General features: G+C 69.5%; 13 protein-coding genes. 3 read left to right on the forward strand and 10 right to left on the reverse strand.

The window, feature by feature from the left end; genetic code table 11:
• Positions 1-93 precede the first annotated feature (93 nt).
• Genes ATCM_RS15125 through pilG form a run of 4 tightly spaced genes read right to left on the reverse strand, consistent with a single transcriptional unit; the run spans position 94 to position 3483 of the window.
• A complete protein-coding gene (locus ATCM_RS15125; RefSeq protein ID WP_132865307.1) occupies positions 94-2130 on the reverse strand; it encodes a methyl-accepting chemotaxis protein in 2037 nt (678 codons plus the stop codon).
• Positions 2131-2171: 41 nt separating this feature from the next.
• Positions 2172-2702 (reverse strand): chemotaxis protein CheW, encoded by a 531-nt coding sequence (locus ATCM_RS15130; RefSeq protein WP_132865308.1) that lies wholly within the window; start codon positions 2700-2702, stop codon positions 2172-2174.
• Complete coding sequence (locus ATCM_RS15135; protein ID WP_132865309.1) at positions 2702-3064, reverse strand: response regulator; 363 nt, start codon at positions 3062-3064, stop codon at positions 2702-2704. Before ATCM_RS15135 ends, ATCM_RS15130 begins: the two co-directional genes overlap by 1 nt.
• A gap of 17 nt (positions 3065-3081) precedes the next feature.
• Entirely contained in the window at positions 3082-3483 is a 402-nt protein-coding gene (gene pilG / locus ATCM_RS15140; RefSeq protein ID WP_132866201.1) for a twitching motility response regulator PilG, read from the reverse strand.
• A 237-nt stretch (positions 3484-3720) separates the two neighbouring features.
• Here pilG and gshB point away from each other — a divergent pair, with 237 nt between their 5' ends.
• Both gshB and ATCM_RS15150 read left to right on the forward strand, forming a co-directional pair.
• Complete coding sequence (gshB, locus tag ATCM_RS15145; protein ID WP_132865310.1) at positions 3721-4671, forward strand: glutathione synthase; 951 nt, start codon at positions 3721-3723, stop codon at positions 4669-4671.
• Positions 4668-5558, forward strand: a complete 891-nt coding sequence (locus ATCM_RS15150; RefSeq protein WP_132865311.1) for an energy transducer TonB — start codon at positions 4668-4670, stop codon at positions 5556-5558. The genes gshB and ATCM_RS15150 overlap by 4 nt, the downstream gene beginning before the upstream one ends.
• A 54-nt stretch (positions 5559-5612) precedes the next feature.
• On the opposite strand, the gene tsaB is transcribed toward ATCM_RS15150, so the two are convergent.
• The 4 genes from tsaB to mrcB all read right to left on the reverse strand — a co-directional run bounded on the left by tsaB (position 5613) and on the right by mrcB (position 11485).
• Positions 5613-6320, reverse strand: a complete 708-nt coding sequence (gene tsaB, locus ATCM_RS15155) for a tRNA (adenosine(37)-N6)-threonylcarbamoyltransferase complex dimerization subunit type 1 TsaB (RefSeq protein WP_132865312.1) — start codon at positions 6318-6320, stop codon at positions 5613-5615.
• A gap of 10 nt (positions 6321-6330) precedes the next feature.
• Positions 6331-8397 (reverse strand): ATP-dependent DNA helicase, encoded by a 2067-nt coding sequence (locus tag ATCM_RS15160; protein WP_132865313.1) that lies wholly within the window; start codon positions 8395-8397, stop codon positions 6331-6333.
• Between the two features lie 131 nt (positions 8398-8528).
• Positions 8529-9059 (reverse strand): hypothetical protein, encoded by a 531-nt coding sequence (locus ATCM_RS15165; RefSeq protein ID WP_132865314.1) that lies wholly within the window; start codon positions 9057-9059, stop codon positions 8529-8531.
• 8 nt (positions 9060-9067) lie between these two features.
• Complete coding sequence (gene mrcB, locus ATCM_RS15170) at positions 9068-11485, reverse strand: penicillin-binding protein 1B (RefSeq protein ID WP_132865315.1); 2418 nt, start codon at positions 11483-11485, stop codon at positions 9068-9070.
• A 96-nt stretch (positions 11486-11581) separates the two neighbouring features.
• Here mrcB and ATCM_RS15175 point away from each other — a divergent pair, with 96 nt between their 5' ends.
• Positions 11582-13681: a glycosyltransferase gene (locus tag ATCM_RS15175; RefSeq protein ID WP_132865316.1), complete on the forward strand. Its 2100-nt coding sequence runs from the start codon at positions 11582-11584 to the stop codon at positions 13679-13681.
• Positions 13682-13697: 16 nt separating this feature from the next.
• Here ATCM_RS15175 and ATCM_RS15180 read toward each other — a convergent pair whose 3' ends face one another.
• Entirely contained in the window at positions 13698-15251 is a 1554-nt protein-coding gene (locus ATCM_RS15180; protein ID WP_243694031.1) for a hypothetical protein, read from the reverse strand.
• A gap of 103 nt (positions 15252-15354) precedes the next feature.
• The gene (locus tag ATCM_RS15185) at positions 15355-17514 is read right to left on the reverse strand and encodes a bifunctional (p)ppGpp synthetase/guanosine-3',5'-bis(diphosphate) 3'-pyrophosphohydrolase (RefSeq protein ID WP_132865317.1); all 2160 of its coding nucleotides are present in this window, start codon (positions 17512-17514) and stop codon (positions 15355-15357) included.
• Positions 17515-17575: the final 61 nt, after the last annotated feature.

Genomic DNA, 17575 nt, shown 5'->3' on the forward strand with positions numbered 1-17575 from the left:
CAGCAGCGATCGCATGGCGAGGTTCTGGCCCTGCTTCGCGGTATGGCAATACTTCATCTGCTGGTTCCCTTCATCCCCGACCAGTCAGCCCGTTCAAGCCGGCAGCTTGAAGTCGGCCACCGAACGCCGCAGCTCGGCCGCCAGCTGGTTCAGCTGGCCCAGCGAATCGGCGGTCTGCCCCGCACCGTGCGAGGTCTGGCCGGTAATCTGCCGGATCACGCCCATGGTCTGGGTGATGTCGGTAGCGGCTGCGGCCTGCTGGTTGGCGGCGACGGAGATGCTCTTGATGAGGTTGTTCAGCGCATTGGACACGCGTTCGATTTCGGTCAGCGCGGTACCGGCGTCCTCGGCCAGGCGCGCACCGGACACCACTTCTGCGGTGGTCTGCTCCATCGAGGTGACCGCTTCATTGGTATCGGCCTGAATCGCCTGGACCAGGCCTTCGATTCGACGGGTCGCGCCGGAGGTACGTTCTGCCAGGCGCTGCACTTCGTCGGCCACGACCGCGAAGCCGCGGCCCGCTTCACCGGCCGACGCCGCCTGCACGGCCGCGTTCAATGCCAGGATGTTGGTCTGCTCGGAAATGTCGTTGATCAGTTCCACGATCGAGCCGATCTCCTGCGAGGACTCGCCCAGCCGCTTGATGCGCTTGGAGGTTTCCTGGATCTGGTCGCGGATCTGGTCCATGCCCTGGATGGTCTGGCGCACCACGCCGGCACCCTCGGTCGCGATGACCACCGAGCGCTGTGCCACTTCGGCCGACTCGCTGGAGTTGCGCGACACCTGTTCAATGGAGGTCGCGATTTCGCCGATGCGGTCCGAGGCGCTGGTGATCTCGTCGGCCTGGTGGCCGGCCGCTTCTGCCAGCTGCATGGCGGTGGCCTGGGTTTCCTGCGCCGACACCGCCACCTTGCTGGAGATGTCGTTGATGGTGGTCACCAGGTGGCGCAGTTCGTCCACGGCGTAGTTGATTGCGTCGGCGATGGCGCCGGTCATGTCCTCGGTCACCGAGGCCTTCACCGTCAGGTCACCTTCACCGAGCGAGCTGATTTCGTCCAGCAGCCGCATGATTGCCTGCTGGTTGCGGCTGTTGAACTCCACCTGCGTCTGGTAGCGGGTTTCCTGTTCGCGCGAACGGCTGCGCACGGTGCTCCAGACGAACATGATGATCGACAGCACCGACAGGCCGCCGAACACCACGCTCCACCAGAAGTTCGGGAAGATGCGGGTATCACGGGTCGAGCCGAAGGCCGAGAACGCATCGAACAGCCTGCGGCTGCTCTCCAGCATCTTGTCCGAGCCGGTGGTCAGCGCGGTGGCCGAGGACTGTGCGGCGAACAGGTTGCGCGAGCTGGCCAGGATGGCGTCGGCGTCCTTCTTCATCTTCGCCCACTGGTTGGCCGACTGCTCCAGCGCCACCTGTGCATCGGCGCTGCGCACCGCGGTGATGCCCATTTCCTGGTTGCCGTGGCGCAGGCCTTCCAGCACCTGCGAGAACACCACCATGTCGCGCGCAAGCGCGTCGCCGGCGCCGCTGGCGCCCGGGCCACCGGCGCGGATTTCGGTCACGCGGCGGGCCATCGTGCCGGCCACCACGACCTGCTGCAGGCCGTTGTACACCTGCGAGGACTGCGCGCCACCGGCGGTCATTTCGCGCACCACCTCGTTCAACTGCGCCTGCAGCTGCGGCACCGCGCCGACAAAGCTGTCGGCGTTGCCGGCCAGCGCCATGATCGCCGGCTCACTGGCCACGATCTGTTCGGCGTTCTTGGACAGCGGCTTCCAGGTATCGACCAGGTTGGCCAGCGGGCGGGACACGCCGGCCTCGGTGCCGAAGCGGCCCTGCAGCTCGCTTACGGTGCCTTCGATCTTGCTGCGGGTGTCCTTGAACGCGGCATACGCCGTGCGGCTGCCGCCCACGGCGTCGCGGCCCTGGTTGGCCAGCTGCTGTGACAGCACCTGCAGGTCGGCCGCGCCGGTACTGGCGCCTGCCAGGCGGCTGCCCTGCCACGTTGCCACACCGGTGTTGGCGCCGAAGACGATCATCGACAGCACCAGCAGGCCCAACCAGAAGTTGGTGCCCACGTTGCCCAGCTTGCCGGCCCTGGTGGATTCAGGAGCAGTACTCATCGTTCGACCTCGATATCAATGCGATGAAGCAGGCACGCCAATCAGGCGGCGGCCTGCCGGAATTCAGGAGTGCGGGAAAGCAACGACAGCGAAAACACGCCCCAGTCGCGCCCCTCGTCGTGGAAGGCGCGCTCGACGAAGTGGGCATAACGGCCCTGGGCGATGTCACCGGCCGGCACCTGCATGTGCTGCTCGAAGCTGCGCTGGCCGTACAACTCGTCGATGACCAGCGCCACGTCGCCGCCGGCCTGGCGCATGATCAGCACGCGCTGGCCTTCCTGCGGCGCGGTACGCTCGCCTTCGAGGAAATTCTTCAGGTCCACCACCGGGAACAGGTTGCCGCGCAGGTTGCCCACGCCCAGCAGCCACGGCTGCGCGCCGGGCACCAGGGTGATCGGCGGCATCGGCACGATTTCGACCACTTCGCGGAAGTCGGACACCAGGTGGCGCGTGCCGATGCGGAAGCCCACCCCGCGCCAGACATCCTGTGAGAAGCGCCGCTCGGGCAACTGCACCGCGTGCGCCAGGCTGCGCCGTTCGTAAGCTTCAAGGATGTCGAAGGGAGAACGCATCAACCCACCAATTTGTTGATCCGCGCGATCAGGTCATCCTCACGCGGCGGCTTGACGATGTAGTCGGTCGCACCCTGGCGCATGCCCCAGGCCTTGTCCGTTTCCATGCTCTTGGTGCTGACGATCAGCACCGGGATATCGCGGGTGGCCTCGTCACGCGACATCGCGCGCGTGGCCTGGAAACCGCTCATGCCCGGCAGCACCACGTCCATCAACACCAGTTGCGGCCCCTGGCTGCGTGCGATCTGCAGCCCTTCCTCGGCGTTGTCCGCCGACAATACTTCGTGGCCGGCCTTGACCAGCCATTGCGTAAACACCGCCCGGTCGGTCGGTGAGTCTTCGATCAACAGAATTCGAGCCATTTTGCCTTACCCCCTGGTCAGGCGTTGACGTATGTGCGGATGGCACCCAGTAGTTCGTCGCGGGTAAATGGCTTGGTGAGGTACTGCTCGGAGCCGACGATGCGGCCGCGTGCCTTGTCGAACAGGCCATCCTTGGACGAGAGCATGATCACCGGCGTCGACTTGAACAGCTGGTTGCCCTTGATCAGGGCACAGGTCTGATACCCGTCCAGACGCGGCATCATGATGTCGACGAAGATGATCTGTGGCTGCTGGTCGGCGATCTTGGCCAATGCCTCGAAGCCATCGGTCGCGGTAACGACCTCGCAGCCTTCACGTTTCAGAAGTGTTTCGGCGGTACGCCGGATGGTCTTCGAGTCATCGATCACCATCACCCTCAGTCCTGCGAGTTCCCCACCCGCAGCCATTTCTTCAACCATTTCCTGTTTCCCCGAACGCGCGGCCTGCATCGACGATGCCGCCGCGAAAGCGCATCTATATCCCAGCCCACGCGGCTGCTGTCAAGCAATGTCCACGGGAACAGGCCGGACATCCTTCACATGTGACGCACCTCTCATTTATGGCGCAAGTCCATTCAGGCACCCCCGCCCCGTCCCGCGCTGGGCGCACCTGCCACGAACGGCTACCATCACCGTCTGAATTGCCGGATTGGACCCATGCCTTTAGACGTCATCGTGGTGATGGACCCCATCGCCCACATCAAGATCGCCAAGGACACCACCTTCGCGATGCTGCTGGAAGCCCAGCGCCGTGGCCACCGCCTGCACTACGTCCGCCCGGGCGGCCTGTCCCTGCACGGGGGCGTGGCCATGGCCGAGGTGGCGCCGCTGCAGGTCCGCGACGACACGGCCGGCTGGTTCACCCTGGGTGCCTTCGCGCCGCTGGCGTTCGGCCCCGGGCAGATCGTGCTGATGCGCAAGGACCCGCCGTTCGACGGCGAGTACCTGTACGACACCCTCGTCCTGGGCATCGCCCAGCAGGCCGGCGCGCTGGTGGTCAACGACCCGCAGGGCCTGCGCGACTTCAACGAGAAGCTGGCCGCGCTGTTGTTCCCGCAGTGCTGCCCGCCGACCCTGGTCAGCCGCAGCGCCGCCGAGCTGAAGGCCTTCGTGCTTGAACACGGCCAGGCGGTGCTCAAGCCGCTGGATGGCATGGGCGGCCGCTCGATCTTCCGCAGCGGCACGGGCGATCCGAACCTGAACGTGATCCTGGAAACGCTGACCGAAGGCGGCCACAAGCTGGCTCTGGCGCAGCGCTTCATCCCCGACATCTGCGCCGGCGACAAGCGCATCCTGCTGGTCGATGGCGAACCGGTGGACTACTGCCTGGCGCGCATCCCGCAGGGCGACGAGTTCCGCGGCAACCTGGCCGCCGGTGGCCGCGGCGAAGGCCGCCCGCTGAGCGAGCGCGACCGCTGGATCGCCGCCCAGGTCGGCCCGGAGATGAAGCGCCGCGGCATGCGCTTCGTGGGCCTGGACGTGATCGGCGACTACCTGACCGAGGTCAACGTCACCAGCCCCACCTGCGTGCGCGAGCTGGACGCCCAGTTCGGCCTGAACATCGCCGGGCAGCTGTTCGACGTCATCGAGGCCGGCCTGACGCAATGAGTTCCACCGCCGCCGGCCTGCCCGCCTCGTCACGCGTTACCGAACAGCAACGACTGACCGCCACGCTGGTGCTGTCCACGCTGGTGCATGGGTTGCTGATCCTGGGCGTGGGCTTCGCGGTCAGCGACAACGCGCCGCTGGTGCCGACGCTGGACGTGATCTTCAGCCAGACCAGCACGCCACTGACGCCCAAGCAGGCCGACTTCCTCGCCCAGGCCAACCAGCAGGGCGGCGGCGACCATGACAAGGCACAGCGTCCGCGCGACAGCCAGGCCGGCGTGGTGCCGCAGAACCAGGACGGGTTGGCCCCGGTGCCGCTGCAGGCGCAGTCGGCCGCCGCGCCGCCTCCGCCGGAAGCACGGGTGATCACCAGCGTGCACGGCCAGGACCGCGTCGCCGATGCGCAGTCGCGGCCCCTCCCCGACCGCCCCGATGCCAATGCGCCGATGACCGCCCGCGAGCAGCGCGACGCGGAAATGGCGCGCCTGGCCGCCGAGGTGCACCTGCGCTCGGAGCAATATGCCAAGCGGCCGAACCGCAAGTTCGTCTCGGCCAGCACCCGCGAATACGCCTACGCGAACTACCTGCGCGCCTGGGTGGACCGCGCCGAGCGCGTGGGCAACCTCAACTACCCCGACGAAGCACGCCGGCGCCGGCTGGGTGGCCAGGTGGTGATCACGGTGGGCGTGCGCCGCGACGGCAGCGTGGAAAGCAGCCGGGTGCTGCGCAGCAGCGGCGTGCCGCTGCTCGATGCCACCGCCCTGCGCGTGATCGAACTGGCGCAGCCATTCCCGGCGCTGCCACGGACCGAGGATGACATCGACATCCTGCAGGTCACCCGCACCTGGGTATTCCTGCCCGGTGGCGAGCTGCGCGACGACCGCTGAGGCGGTGACGGCGGGGATTCCATCCCTGCCTGTGGGGTCCTGCCTGCGGCCCGCTCAGCGTTTGGAGTCGCGCAGCGCCTGCTGCTCGACCAGGGTCAGGGCGACGTTGTCGCGCAGGTAGGCCGGCTGCACCCGTTCCGGGGCGATGCCTTCGCCACGGGCCAGCATCGGCACCGCGATCTTCAGCACGTCCGCCGCATGTGGCAGCGCCGCCGGGTCCTGCGTGAGCAGACCCCCGGCCAGCCGCGCCGCCAGCACGCCTTCCAGCGCCCCCAGGCCGGTGCCGACCGCGGACCAGGCCGAAGCATCGTCCGGCAGCTCATACGCCTCCGGGGCCACCAGCACTTCCTGCCCGTCCAGCAACAGCCCACCCTCCGCATCACGCAGGTAACGCGCGGCGTAGATCTCGCCCATGCGTGCGTCGATGCTGGCCAGTACCCGTGGCGCATCAGCCGGTGCGCGCAACGCCAGCGTCTGCAGCGTGGATACCGGTAGCAACGGGCGGTCCAGCGCCAACGCGATGCCCTGGGCGATGGCGATGGCCAGGCGCACGCCGGTGAAGGCGCCGGGACCACGGCTGAGCGCGATGCCATCGAGCTGGCTGCGGGCAACGCCGGCCTCGGCCAGCAACTGCTCGGCCCACGGCAGGCTCAGTTCGGCATGCCGGCGCGGCGCGACCTCGAAACGCTCCAGCACCTGCCCATCCACATGCAGGGCGACGGAACAGGCTTCGGTGGCGGTTTCAAAGGCGAGCAGCTTCATGGCGATACGTTCACGACAGGGAAAATGGCGGCGCGGCAGGATCCGCGCCGGCGTCAGGCACACCCGCGGCGATGGCCGCGGCTGCATCGGTTTCAAGCGAAGAGCCCCATTGTCGCGCAAAGAAGGCCTGCACATCGGCCAGTTCGCGCGTCCGCCGGAACGGTGGCAGCGAATCCAGGAACACCCGGCCGTAGCCCTTGGACAACAGGCGCGGGTCGCACAGCACCAGCACACCGCGATCGGTCTCGCTGCGGATCAGCCGGCCCACGCCCTGCTTGAGCGCGATCACCGCCTGCGGCAGCTGTTCGTCGCGGAACGGATTGCCGCCCTCGCGCCGGATCGCGTCCAGCCGCGCCTCGAACACCGGGTCGTCCGGTGCGGCGAACGGCAGTTTGTCGATGACCACCACGCTGAGTGCATCGCCGACCACGTCCACGCCTTCGCGGAAGCTGGCCGAGCCCAGCAACACACCGTTGCCGGAGTCACGGAAACGCTGCAGCAGGCTGGCGCGCGGTGCCTCGCCCTGCACGAACAGCGGCCATGGCCCGTCGCGCAACGCTTCGGCGGCCTCGCGCAACGCGCGATGCGAAGCGAACAGCAGGAACGCCCGCCCCTGCGAGGCCTCCAGCACCGGCCGCAACGCGGCGATCAGCGCCGTGCCATAGCCGCGCGCGGCCGGATCGGGCAGGTGCTGGGGCAGATAGCACAGTGCCTGCTGCGGCCAATCGAACGGGCTGGGCTGGACCAGCGTGTCCGGGTCATCCAGCCCCAGCCGCTTGGCCAGGTGGTCGAAGCCGCCGTCCACGGTCAACGTGGCCGAGGTGAACACCCAGGCCGCCATCGAGCGCTCGCGGTGCTCGCGCAACGGGCCTGACACATCCATCGGCGTGCGCTGGCAGCGGAACCCCCGTGGGGTCAGCTCGTACCAGAGCACGTCGTTGCCATCGTCGACGCCGGCGGCGTCATGCTCGTCGGCCTCGAAATCGAACAGCGGCAGGTCCTCGCCCAGCCAGCGCGCCAGCCGTGACACGGCTTCCTGCGCGCGCGCATGGCAGGCATCCAGGCCCGGCGAGGCCTCGCGCACCAACGCCAGCGCGTCACGCAGCTGCGCCAGTGCCGCGCTGACCGCATCGAAGCCGTCGGCCACTTCCGGCTGGGCCATCGCCCGCCAGCGGGTGCCGCGCGGCGGCAGTTTTTCCATCGCCTCGCGCAGCGCGCGCAGCGCCAGCTCCAGCGTCGCCACCGGTTGCTGCAGGGTGGCCTGCGCGCCGGCGACGCTGCGGCATTCGGCCAGGCAGTCGCGGGCCAGCTCCTGCCACGGGCGCATGCCGAAGCCTTCGCCGAAGAAATTGGTGGCCAGTTCCGGCAACTGGTGCGCCTCATCGATGATGAACGCCTGCGCGCCAGGCAGGATTTCGCCGAAGCCTTCCTGCTTGAGCGCCAGGTCGGCCAGCAGCAGGTGATGGTTGACCACCACCAGGTCGGCCTCCTGTGCGCGCTGGCGGGCCCGTACCACGAAGCAATCGCTCCAGAACGGGCAATCGGTGCCCAGGCAGTTGTCGACGGTGGAGGTGACCATCGGCAGCAGCGGCGAATCGTCGGCCAGGCCATCGAGCTCGGCGATGTCGCCGTACTGCGTGCGCCCGGACCAGGTCACGATGCGCTGGAATTGCGCCACCTGCTCCGGCGTGCTGAAGCGCGGCTCGCCACGCGCCTGGTCCAGGCGATAGCGGCACAGGTAATTGGCGCGTCCCTTCAGCAACGCGGCACGATGGCCGACCCCCAGCGCGGCGCGCACGCGCGGCAGGTCGCGGTGGTACAGCTGGTCCTGCAACGCGCGGGTACCGGTGGAAACGATGGTCTTCAGGCCCGACAGCAGCGCCGGCACCAGGTAGGCGAAGGTCTTGCCGGTGCCGGTCCCCGCTTCGGCCAGCAGTACGTCGCGCTGCTGCAGCGTCTCGGCGATGGCACCGGTCAGGCGCAACTGGGCCGGGCGCGGCACGAAGGCATCCAGCGCGCGGGCGAGCGCGCCGCCTTCGCTGAGGGCTTCACAGCTGGCGGTGGCGAGGGAGGACATGGCCTTGACGCGGAGAACCGGTGTCGGGGAACGGGAGAGCAGTGGACGAGACGACCGTTCGAGGGAACCCGGTGCACGGGCCCTGCCGGCCACTCAGCGTCGCGGCATCGCTGCCCGCGTCCCGGGCGCGGTCAGAACCGCTTGATCCCCGGCACCGTGCAGCCTTCGATCTGCGCGTGCGCGGACACCGCGTTCTCCTTCTCGGCGCGGGCCAGGCGCGACTGCTCGATGGTCGCCCAATGCCGGCGGCACAACGGGCCGGTACGCGAACCCAGGTCCACGGCCTTTTTGGCCAGGGTCTCCGCGCGCGCCCAGTCGGCCTGCAGCAGCGCCACTTCGGCACGTTCCTGCAGGATGCCCGGGTCGTTGTCGACCAGCATCAGCGCCTGGTTCAGGTCCTCGGCGGCACCGGCCAGGTCACCGGCCTTGCGCTTGGCGATGGCGTTCTCGCGCAGGTCATCGACCTGGGCGTCGCGCAGCGGCTGCACCGACAACTCGGTGTCATCGACGCCGGCGATGGCCTCCACCGCGGCCAGGCGCTGGGCCGGCGTGGTGGTGTCCTGCACGACCGGTGGCGACGGCGGCGTGCTCACGCAGGCCGCCAGCAGCAGGGAGGCCGCCGTAGCGGCCAGCGCGAAACGAAGAGCAGAAGAAACGTTCATGCCCGGCATTATCGCGCAGGCGTCTCGGAAGCGGGCGTGGAGGCCGGTTCAGGCGCCTTGCGGTCCAGCCCGAACCAGCTGCGCCAGCCACCGCCTTCGCTGCCACCCTCGCCGGCATCCGGCACGGCCTCGGCCGGCGGGCTGCACGGCGCATACGCCGGCGCGAAGCCGACCACGAACGGGAAGCGGCGCGCGCCCGGGCAACCTTCGTCGGTGGCGTTGTTGCCGTTGGCATCCACGTACTGCCAGTCCAGCCCCTTGTTGTTCACGCGCAGCGGCTTGCTCGGCAGGTTGCGGAAGATGCCCGACCACACCCGCATCGCGCCGGAGGCACCGAACAGGCCGGTCTGCTCGTTCTGGTCGTTGCCCATCCAGATCACCGCCAGGTGGTCGCCGGTGTAGCCGGCGTACCAGCTGTCGCGGCCATCGTTGGAGGTGCCGGTCTTGCCGGCCGCCTGCAGGTGCGACAGGCCCTCGGCATTGAGCCGGGCAGCGGTGCCGCTGGCCACCACCTGCTGCAGGCCCACGCTGATCAGGTTGGCGGCGATGGAATCGCCCTCCTGCGCCGGGGCCGGGCTCTTGTCGTAGCGTTTGAGCAGCTTGCCCTGCGCATCGACCACGCCACGCACCGCGTGCAGCGGCTGGATTTCACCACCGGAGGCCAGGAACTGGTACAGCTGGGTCATGCCGTACGGGCTCTGGTCGGTCGAGCCCAGGATCACCGCCGGGTTGGCCTCGGCCTTGAGCCCGGCCAGCACGTTGATCAGGTGGGTCAGCCGCTCCGGGCCGACCTGCATGCCCACGCGCACCGTGGCCTGGTTGTAGGAGCGCGCCAGTGCATCGATCAGCCGGACCGTGCCGTGGCTGCGGTTGTCGGCGTTGCCCGGGGTCCAGTTGCGGCCCCGGCTGAGGTTGACCGTCACCGGCGTGTCCTCGACCCAGGTCGCCAGCGAGAAGCGGTCCGGCTGGGCCAGCGCCAGCAGGTAGACGAACGGCTTGAGCAGCGAGCCGACCGGGCGCTGCGCCTCGATGGCGCGGTTGAAGCCCGGCTCGGACACGTCGCGGCTGCCCACCACCGCCAGCACGTCGCCGTTGTGCACGTCGGTCAGCACCAGCCCGGTCTGCAGTTCGGGGCGGCGCTTGTTCTCCAGTGCCTTGATGGTGTGCTGCACCGCCCCTTCGGCGTAGGCCTGGGCGGACGGCGACATGCCGGTGAACACGTTCAGGCCGGCGCCCTGCAGCACGCTTTCCGGGTAGTCGTTGCCCAGCTGGCGGCGCACCAGGTCGATGTAGGCCGGGAAGCGGTTGGCCGCGGCGATGCCCGGCGTCTTGGACACGCCCAGCGGTGCCTTCAGTGCGCGCTGGTACTCGGCATCGTCGATCAGCTTGTTCTCGTGCAGCTTGCCGAGCACGAAGTTGCGGCGGTCCAGCGCGTTGTCCGGGTTGCGCCGCGGGTCGTAGTACGACGGCCCCTTGACCAGGCCGATCAACAACGCCACCTGCTCGGTGGTCAGCGAATTGAGGTCGCGCCCGAACCAGAACTCCGCGCCCGAGGCCACGCCGTGGATGGCCTGCTTGCCACGCTGGCCCAGGTAGACCTGGTTGAGGTAGGCCTCCAGGATGGTGGCCTTGTCGTAGCGCGCCTCCATGATCAGCGCGTACAGCACTTCATTGAACTTGCGGGTCAGCGTCTGTTCCTTGCCGATCCCGAGCAGGCCACTGCGCGCCAGCTGCTGGGTCAGCGTGCTGGCGCCCTGGCGGGTTTCACCGCCCGAACGCACGGCCACCCACACCGCGCGCACGATGCCGCTGATGTCGATGCCGTGGTGATGGGCGAAGTCCTTGTCTTCCACCGCCTGAAGGCCGGTGACCAGCAGCTCGGGGGTCTCGGAGATCCGCACCAGGCGGCGCTCCTCCTGCTTCTGGCCATAGAGCGTGGCGATGCGCGCCGGATCCAGCCGCGCCGCCTTCAGCCCCTTGCGGTCGGCCGCGTCACGCAGCGAAGCCACCTGCCCGCCAGACACCACCACCTCGACCTGGCGCGGCGCGATCCGGCCATCCACGTCGATGTAACCGCGGCTGGAAATGCGGAAGCTGCCGCCCTGCACGCGGTAGGTGCCGGGGCTGCTGCCGGTGCCGTCATCACGGTAGCCGGAGGCCGCCAGCTCGGTCTTGAGCGTGGCCGCGTTCATCGCCACGCCCGGGCTGAGCACCAACGGCCGCGCGTAGACACGGGTCGGGATCTGCCAGCGCAGTTCACCGAAACGCTGGGTGACCTGGTTGTTCAGGTAGATCGTGTAGGGGATCAGGAAGCCCAATCCCAGTGCGACGGCGGCCATGCCCCAGGTGATCAGGCGGCTGCGCCACGGCGGACTGCTGTCGTCGGTATCGTCGTCGAACTCGTCGGAATCGTAGCGTGGCGGCACGGGGATGCGAGAATGTGAGTTGCAATGAGTCTAACGCAGCCATGCCCCGGGGCGCGGTCGCGGGCCCTTCCCTGCTTAAGCTGGAGTTCCACCGGAATGTCGATGTCGCTGGCCGATGCGCGCTACCACCTCAAACGCATCGTCGGCCTGATCCGCCGCGGGCTGGCCAGCCTGCGTACCCGTGGCTGGCGCGCCACCCTGCACCGGGTCGGCGTGCATACCCGCCGCCAGCCGCCGCCGCAGCGCGCGCCGCTGTTCTTCCCGGAAGCCGCTCCGTTCGCACCGTTCAGCGTGCCGGCCAGCGAACAGCCGCGCGCCAGCATCGTGATCCCGGTCTACAACCACTGTGCCCACACCCTGGCCTGCCTGCGTGCGCTGGCCGCGCATCCGCCGGCGGCCAGCTGCGAGATCCTGGTGGTCGACGACGGCAGCAGCGACGAGACCGCCACCTGGATGCCGCAGGTGCAGGGCCTGCGCTACCACCTGCGTGAACGCAACGGCGGCTTCATCGCCGCCTGCAACGACGGCCTGCGCCTGAGCCGCGGCGACTACGTGGTGCTGCTCAACAACGACACCGTTCCCCAGCCCGGCTGGCTGGATGCACTGCTGGATACCTTCGCCCGGGTTCCCGAAGCCGGCCTGGTCGGCGCGCAGCTGCTGTACCCCGATGGCCGCCTGCAGGAGTCCGGTGGCGTGGTGTTCGACGATGGCAGCTGCTGGAGCTACGGCCGCTTCGAATCGCCGGAAGATCCCCGCTACGCCAGCCTGCGCGACGCCGACTACTGCTCCGGTGCGGCACTGGCGGTGCCGCGTGCACTGTTCGAACAGCTTGGCGGGCTGGATACCCGCTACGCGCCGGCGTACTACGAGGACACCGACCTGGCCTTCAAGGTGCGCGCCGCCGGCCGGCGTATGCTGGTCCAGCCGGCCAGCCGCGTGGTGCACGACGAAGGCACCAGCAACGGCACCGACACCGGCAGCGGGGTCAAGGCCTACCAGGTACGCAACCAGCAGGTGTTCGCCGACAAGTGGCGCGATGCCCTGCGCCGGCAGCTGCCGGTCGGCAGCGTGCCCGGCCCGGCGCTGCTGCACCGGGATCAGCGCCAGATCCTGGTCCTGGACGAATCCATGCCGCACCCGGACCGTGACTCGGCGTCACTGCGCCAGGTCAACCTGATCCGCATGCTGCTCGCGCAGGGCGCGCATGTGGTGTTCGTGCCCACCCGCGGCGAGCATGCCGGCGGCGCCACCGAAGCCTTGCAGGCGATGGGCGTGGAAGTCTGGCACGCACCATTCCTGGGCGGCATCGGCAGTTGGCTGCGCGACAACGGCAAGCGCTTCGCGGTGGTGATGATGGTGCGCTACCACGTCGCCAACGAGTGCCTGGCGCTGGTCCGCGAGTTCGCGCCGCAGGCGCGCACCGTGTTCGATACCGTCGACCTGCACTACCTGCGCGAGCGCCGCGGTGCCGAAGTGGCCGGCGACGCCAGCCTGCTGCGTGGCGCCGAGCGTACCCGCGCCAGCGAGCTGGCGATCATGGCCGCCACCGACATCACCCTGCTGGTCAGTGCCGCCGAACAGGAGCAGCTGCGCGTGGACGCGCCGCAGGTCCGGGTCGAATTGGTGTCCAACCTGCATGAAGTGGCCGGCCACGGCCTGCCCTACGCGCAGCGCCACGACCTGGTGTTCGTCGGCGGCTTCCGCCACCCGCCGAACCTGGACGCGATGCAGTGGTTCATCGGCGAGGTGTTCCCGCGGGTCCGCGCACAGCTGCCCGACGTCCGCTTCCACTGCATCGGTGCGGACGTGCCCGAGGCCATCCAGGCGCTGGCCGCCGCCTGCCCTGGCGTGATCGTGCACGGCTATGTCCCGGACGTGGTGCCGTACATGGAACAGGCCCGCCTCGCGGTGGCACCGCTGCGCTATGGCGCCGGGGTCAAGGGCAAGGTCAACCTGAGCATGGCCCATGGCCAGCCGGTGGTCGCCACCAGTTGCGGCGTGGAGGGCATGTTCCTGCGCGATGGCCAGGACGTGCGCGTGGCCGATGAGGCGCAGCCCTTCGCCGATGCGGTAGTGCAGCTGTATGCCGATCCGGTGCTGTGGCAGCGCCTGTCCGACAACGGCCTGCACAACATCGCCCGGCACTTCTCGATGGAGGCCGCCCAGGCGGCGGTCACGCGGGTGTTCTTCGACTGACGCCGCCCGGCGCGGCTCAGGGCCCCGGACCGGCCGAGCGCACGCGTTCGGCGAACGCGTGGATTTCCGGCGTGCCCGGGTCGATCTGGCGCGCCTGCTGCAGGGCCTGCGCGGCGAACGCGGTGTCACCCATGCCCAGCCGCTCGCTGCCAACGGCCAGCCAGCGCTGGGCCAGGCGCCGATGCGCGGGGGCCAGCGCCGGGTCGCTCGGCGCCAACGCCTGCCAGGCATCCAGGCAGGTACGCGCGGCACGCAGTCGATTGCCGCGCAGGTTGTCTTCCATGCACTGCCGGGCCGCCGGCTGGATCCGGGCAGCGGCGCGCCGCACCCGCGCATCCTGCGGCGCCAGCGCCTGCGCTGCCTTGAACCGGTCATAGGCGCTGCTGCCCGGTGGCAACAACCACTGCTCGCGCGCCTCGGCTTCCTGCAACTGCGCGAGCAGGCGCTTCAGGCGCCGCTCGCGCTCGGCGTTGGACAAGGGGGTTTCCATCGACTGGCGTGCGTCGCGCGCGCGCTGCACCGCCTGCTCTGCGGCGGCCACCTCGGTGCTGTCCGGGGCCAGCGCGCGGGCCTGCGCCAGCGCCGCCTCGGCCTGCCCGAAGTGGAAGTCGGAGGCCAGGCGCGTGGCCTCCTGTGCCTGTGCCACCGCGATGCGCTGCAGGCCACGGCGCGCGGCCGCGTCCTCTCCCACCGCCAGCACCTTCTGGAACGATTCGGCAGCCTGCGCCAACCGTCCACGCGCCAGTTCGCGCTCGCCCTGCCGGGCGCGCTGTTCCAACGCCGCATTGAGCGCCGCCTTGGCCGCCGGCAGTTCGGCATGGCCGGGGTCATAACGCTCCACCCGCTGCAGCAGCGCCGCCGCGTCGGCCAGCCGTCCTTCGTTGGCATCACCCGAGGCCCGTGCCAACAGGTCGGACAGCGCGTCATCGCGCCCTTCCAGCGCCTGCATGCGGTCCGGTTGCACCGCCAGCACGCGCTGGTACAGCGGCAGCGCGCTGTCCGGCCCGTCGTCCAGGCTGCCAGCCAGGTGCGCGGCCTCCGCATCGCGCAGCAACTGCTCCACGCCGTCCTGCTCGCGGCTGCCATGCTGCAGCGCGCGTTCGATCTGCTCGATCTCGGCCGAAGGCGCCTGCAGTTGCCGTGCCAGCTCCAGCGACGTACGTGCCGCGGCCAACTGGCCGGCACCCATCTGCCGGCGTGCCTGCGCCAACGCCGCCTGGCCGGTCTGCACCAAGGCGTCCTGCACGTCGCGCCGGTCCGGGTCCAGGGCCGCCGCCGCGGCGAACAGTTCGCGGGCCCCGTCACCATCCGGGGCGGTCAGCCGCCCCTGCGCCAGGGCACGGCGACCGTCATCGAGCAACTGCTGGATGCGTGTTTCCGGCCAGAACCAATCGGCCAACGGCTGCCGCAGCAGGGTCAACAGCAACGCCAACGCCGCCACGCCCAGGCCGATCGAGCGCCACGCACGCGGACTGTTCCAACCACGCGCGACCCACCAACGGCCATACAGCCGCAGCGTGTCGCCGAGCGTTTCCAGTCCCTGCCTGCAGCGGTGCCGCCAATTCTCCATGCGTTCCAGCATACCTGTCGGGGCATGACGGCCATCCTGCCGTGCCCTGCCGTGTTTTCCCGTGAGGCGCGCACCTGCCCGCTGCCGGACAGGGCGCGCGGCATCATCCCAAGCGGCGCACGTCGTCCACGCCCGGCAATGCATCCAGCTTGCCCAGCAAGGTGGAGAGCTGGCCGTAGTCGCTGACCTTCAGGCGCAGGCGCAACTGCACCCGGCCACTTTCGCGCAGGTTGTCGCTGTTGATCTCGGTGACGTAGGCGTCTTCCTGGGCGATCAGGTTGGTGATGTCCTTGAGCAGCCAGCGCCGGTCGACCGCACGCACCATCACGTCCACCTCGTAGCCGGAGCCGGTGCGCCCCCACTCCACCGGCAGCACCCGCTCCGGGTGCGCGGCGGCCAGCCGGGCCAGCGCGACGCAGTCGGCCCGGTGCACGGTGACGCCGCGGGTGCGGGTGATGTAGCCCTGGATCGGTTCGCCGGCCACCGGCTGGCAGCAGCGCGCCAACTGCACCAGCAGGTTGCCCACGCCCTGCACGGTGAAATCGGACTTGCCGGTGCTGCCGCGTCGCGCGGTGGGACGCGGCAACGGCGGCGGCGCGGCCGGTGCCTGCGCCGCTTTCTCCGCTTCCAGCAGCGCGCGGCTGACCTGGTTGGGGCCGGTGTCGCCGAGCGCGACCTGGATGTACAGGTCATCCACGCTCTCGGCGTGGAAGCGCCGCACCACGGTCGCCAGGTCGGCCTGCTGCAGGCCGAGCCGCTTGAGTTCGCGGTCCAGCAGGTCGCGGCCGGCCTGCACGTTGCGCGCACGATCCAGCTTGTGGAACCACGAGCGCACCTTCTCGCGCGAGCGGTTGCTGGCCAGGAAGCCGTTGGCCGGCAACAGCCAGTCGCGACGGGGATCGGCCTCCTTGCCGGTCAGGATCTCGACCCGATCGCCACTGCGCAGGTGGTAGGTCAACGGCACGATGCGGCCGTTGATCTTCGCCCCGCGGCAACGGTGCCCGACCATCGTGTGAACGTGGTAGGCGAAGTCCAGCGGCGTCGCCCCGGCCGGCAGGTCCATCACCTCGCCCTTGGGGCTCAGCGCGTAGACGCGGTCCTCGACCAGTTCGGCATCCAGCGCGCCGGCCAGGTCCTCCGGCGCGGCCGGGTCCTGCGCCTGCTCCAGCAGCTGGCGCATCCAGGTGATCTTGCGGTCGAACGCCTTCTCCGCGCCCTTGCCGCCCTCCTTGTACTTCCAGTGCGCGGCGACGCCCAGTTCGGCCTGGGCATGCATTTCATGGGTACGGATCTGGACTTCGATCGTGCGCCCCTCCGGGCCGATCACCGCGGTATGCAGCGAGCGGTAGTCGTTGGCCTTGGGCCGCGCGATGTAGTCGTCGAACTCGCTGGGGATGGGCGTCCACAGCGCATGCACCACGCCCAGCGTGGCGTAGCAGGCGGCCACGTCGTCGACCATCACCCGCACCGCGCGCAGGTCGTAGAGCTGCTCGAAGGCCAGGTGCTTCTTCTGCATCTTCCGCCAGATGCTGTAGATGTGCTTCGGGCGGCCACTGACCTCGGCGGGGATGCCCTGTTCGGCCAGGGCACCGGACAGCTTGCGCTTCACTGCTTCGACGTAGCGCTCGCGCGCGATGCGCGTCTCGTCCACTTCGCGGGCGATGTGGCGGTAGGTTTCCGGGTCCAGGAAACGGAACGCCAGGTCTTCCAGTTCCCACTTCAACTGCCAGATGCCCAACCGGTTGGCCAGCGGCGCGTGGATGTCGCGGGTCAGCTGGGCCAGTGCGCGGCGCTGTTCGTCGGGCAGCTTGTCGGCCGCGCGCATGCAGGCCAGCTGCCGCGACAGCAGGATCGGCACCACGCGCAGGTCGTGGATGATCGACAGCAGCAGGCGGCGCAGGCCCTCGGAGTTGCGCCCGGCGTCGCGCCCGGCATGCAGCGCCCACACCTGGTCGGCGGCGTCCTGGCCATCGAGCAGGCCGGTGACCGCCGCGGCCATGCCGCCCAGCGGCAGCTCGGCCACCCGCGCGCGCAGGCCCGGCAAGTCGAACAGCAGCGCGGCGATGATCACGCTCTCGTCGGCGGACAGCAGCGCCAGGGAATCCAGGGTGTCGGCCAACACCGGCCAAGGCAGGCGCGGCGCGTGCGCCACGTCGGGCTGCTGCCAGCACGACAACAGGGCCTGCCGCAGCGGTTCGGACAGGGCGCGGGTGGAAGGACGCTGCAGCAGCGTATCCAGGCCAGGGGAGGAAGAACGGTTCACAGCAGTCAATTGCAGGTGGATGCCCCTACACTAGCGCCCAACTGCCGCCGGGAACAACGTT

This window comes from Stenotrophomonas sp. ATCM1_4 (assembly GCF_004348115.1).
GTDB classification, from domain to species: Bacteria; Pseudomonadota; Gammaproteobacteria; order Xanthomonadales; family Xanthomonadaceae; genus Stenotrophomonas; species Stenotrophomonas capsici.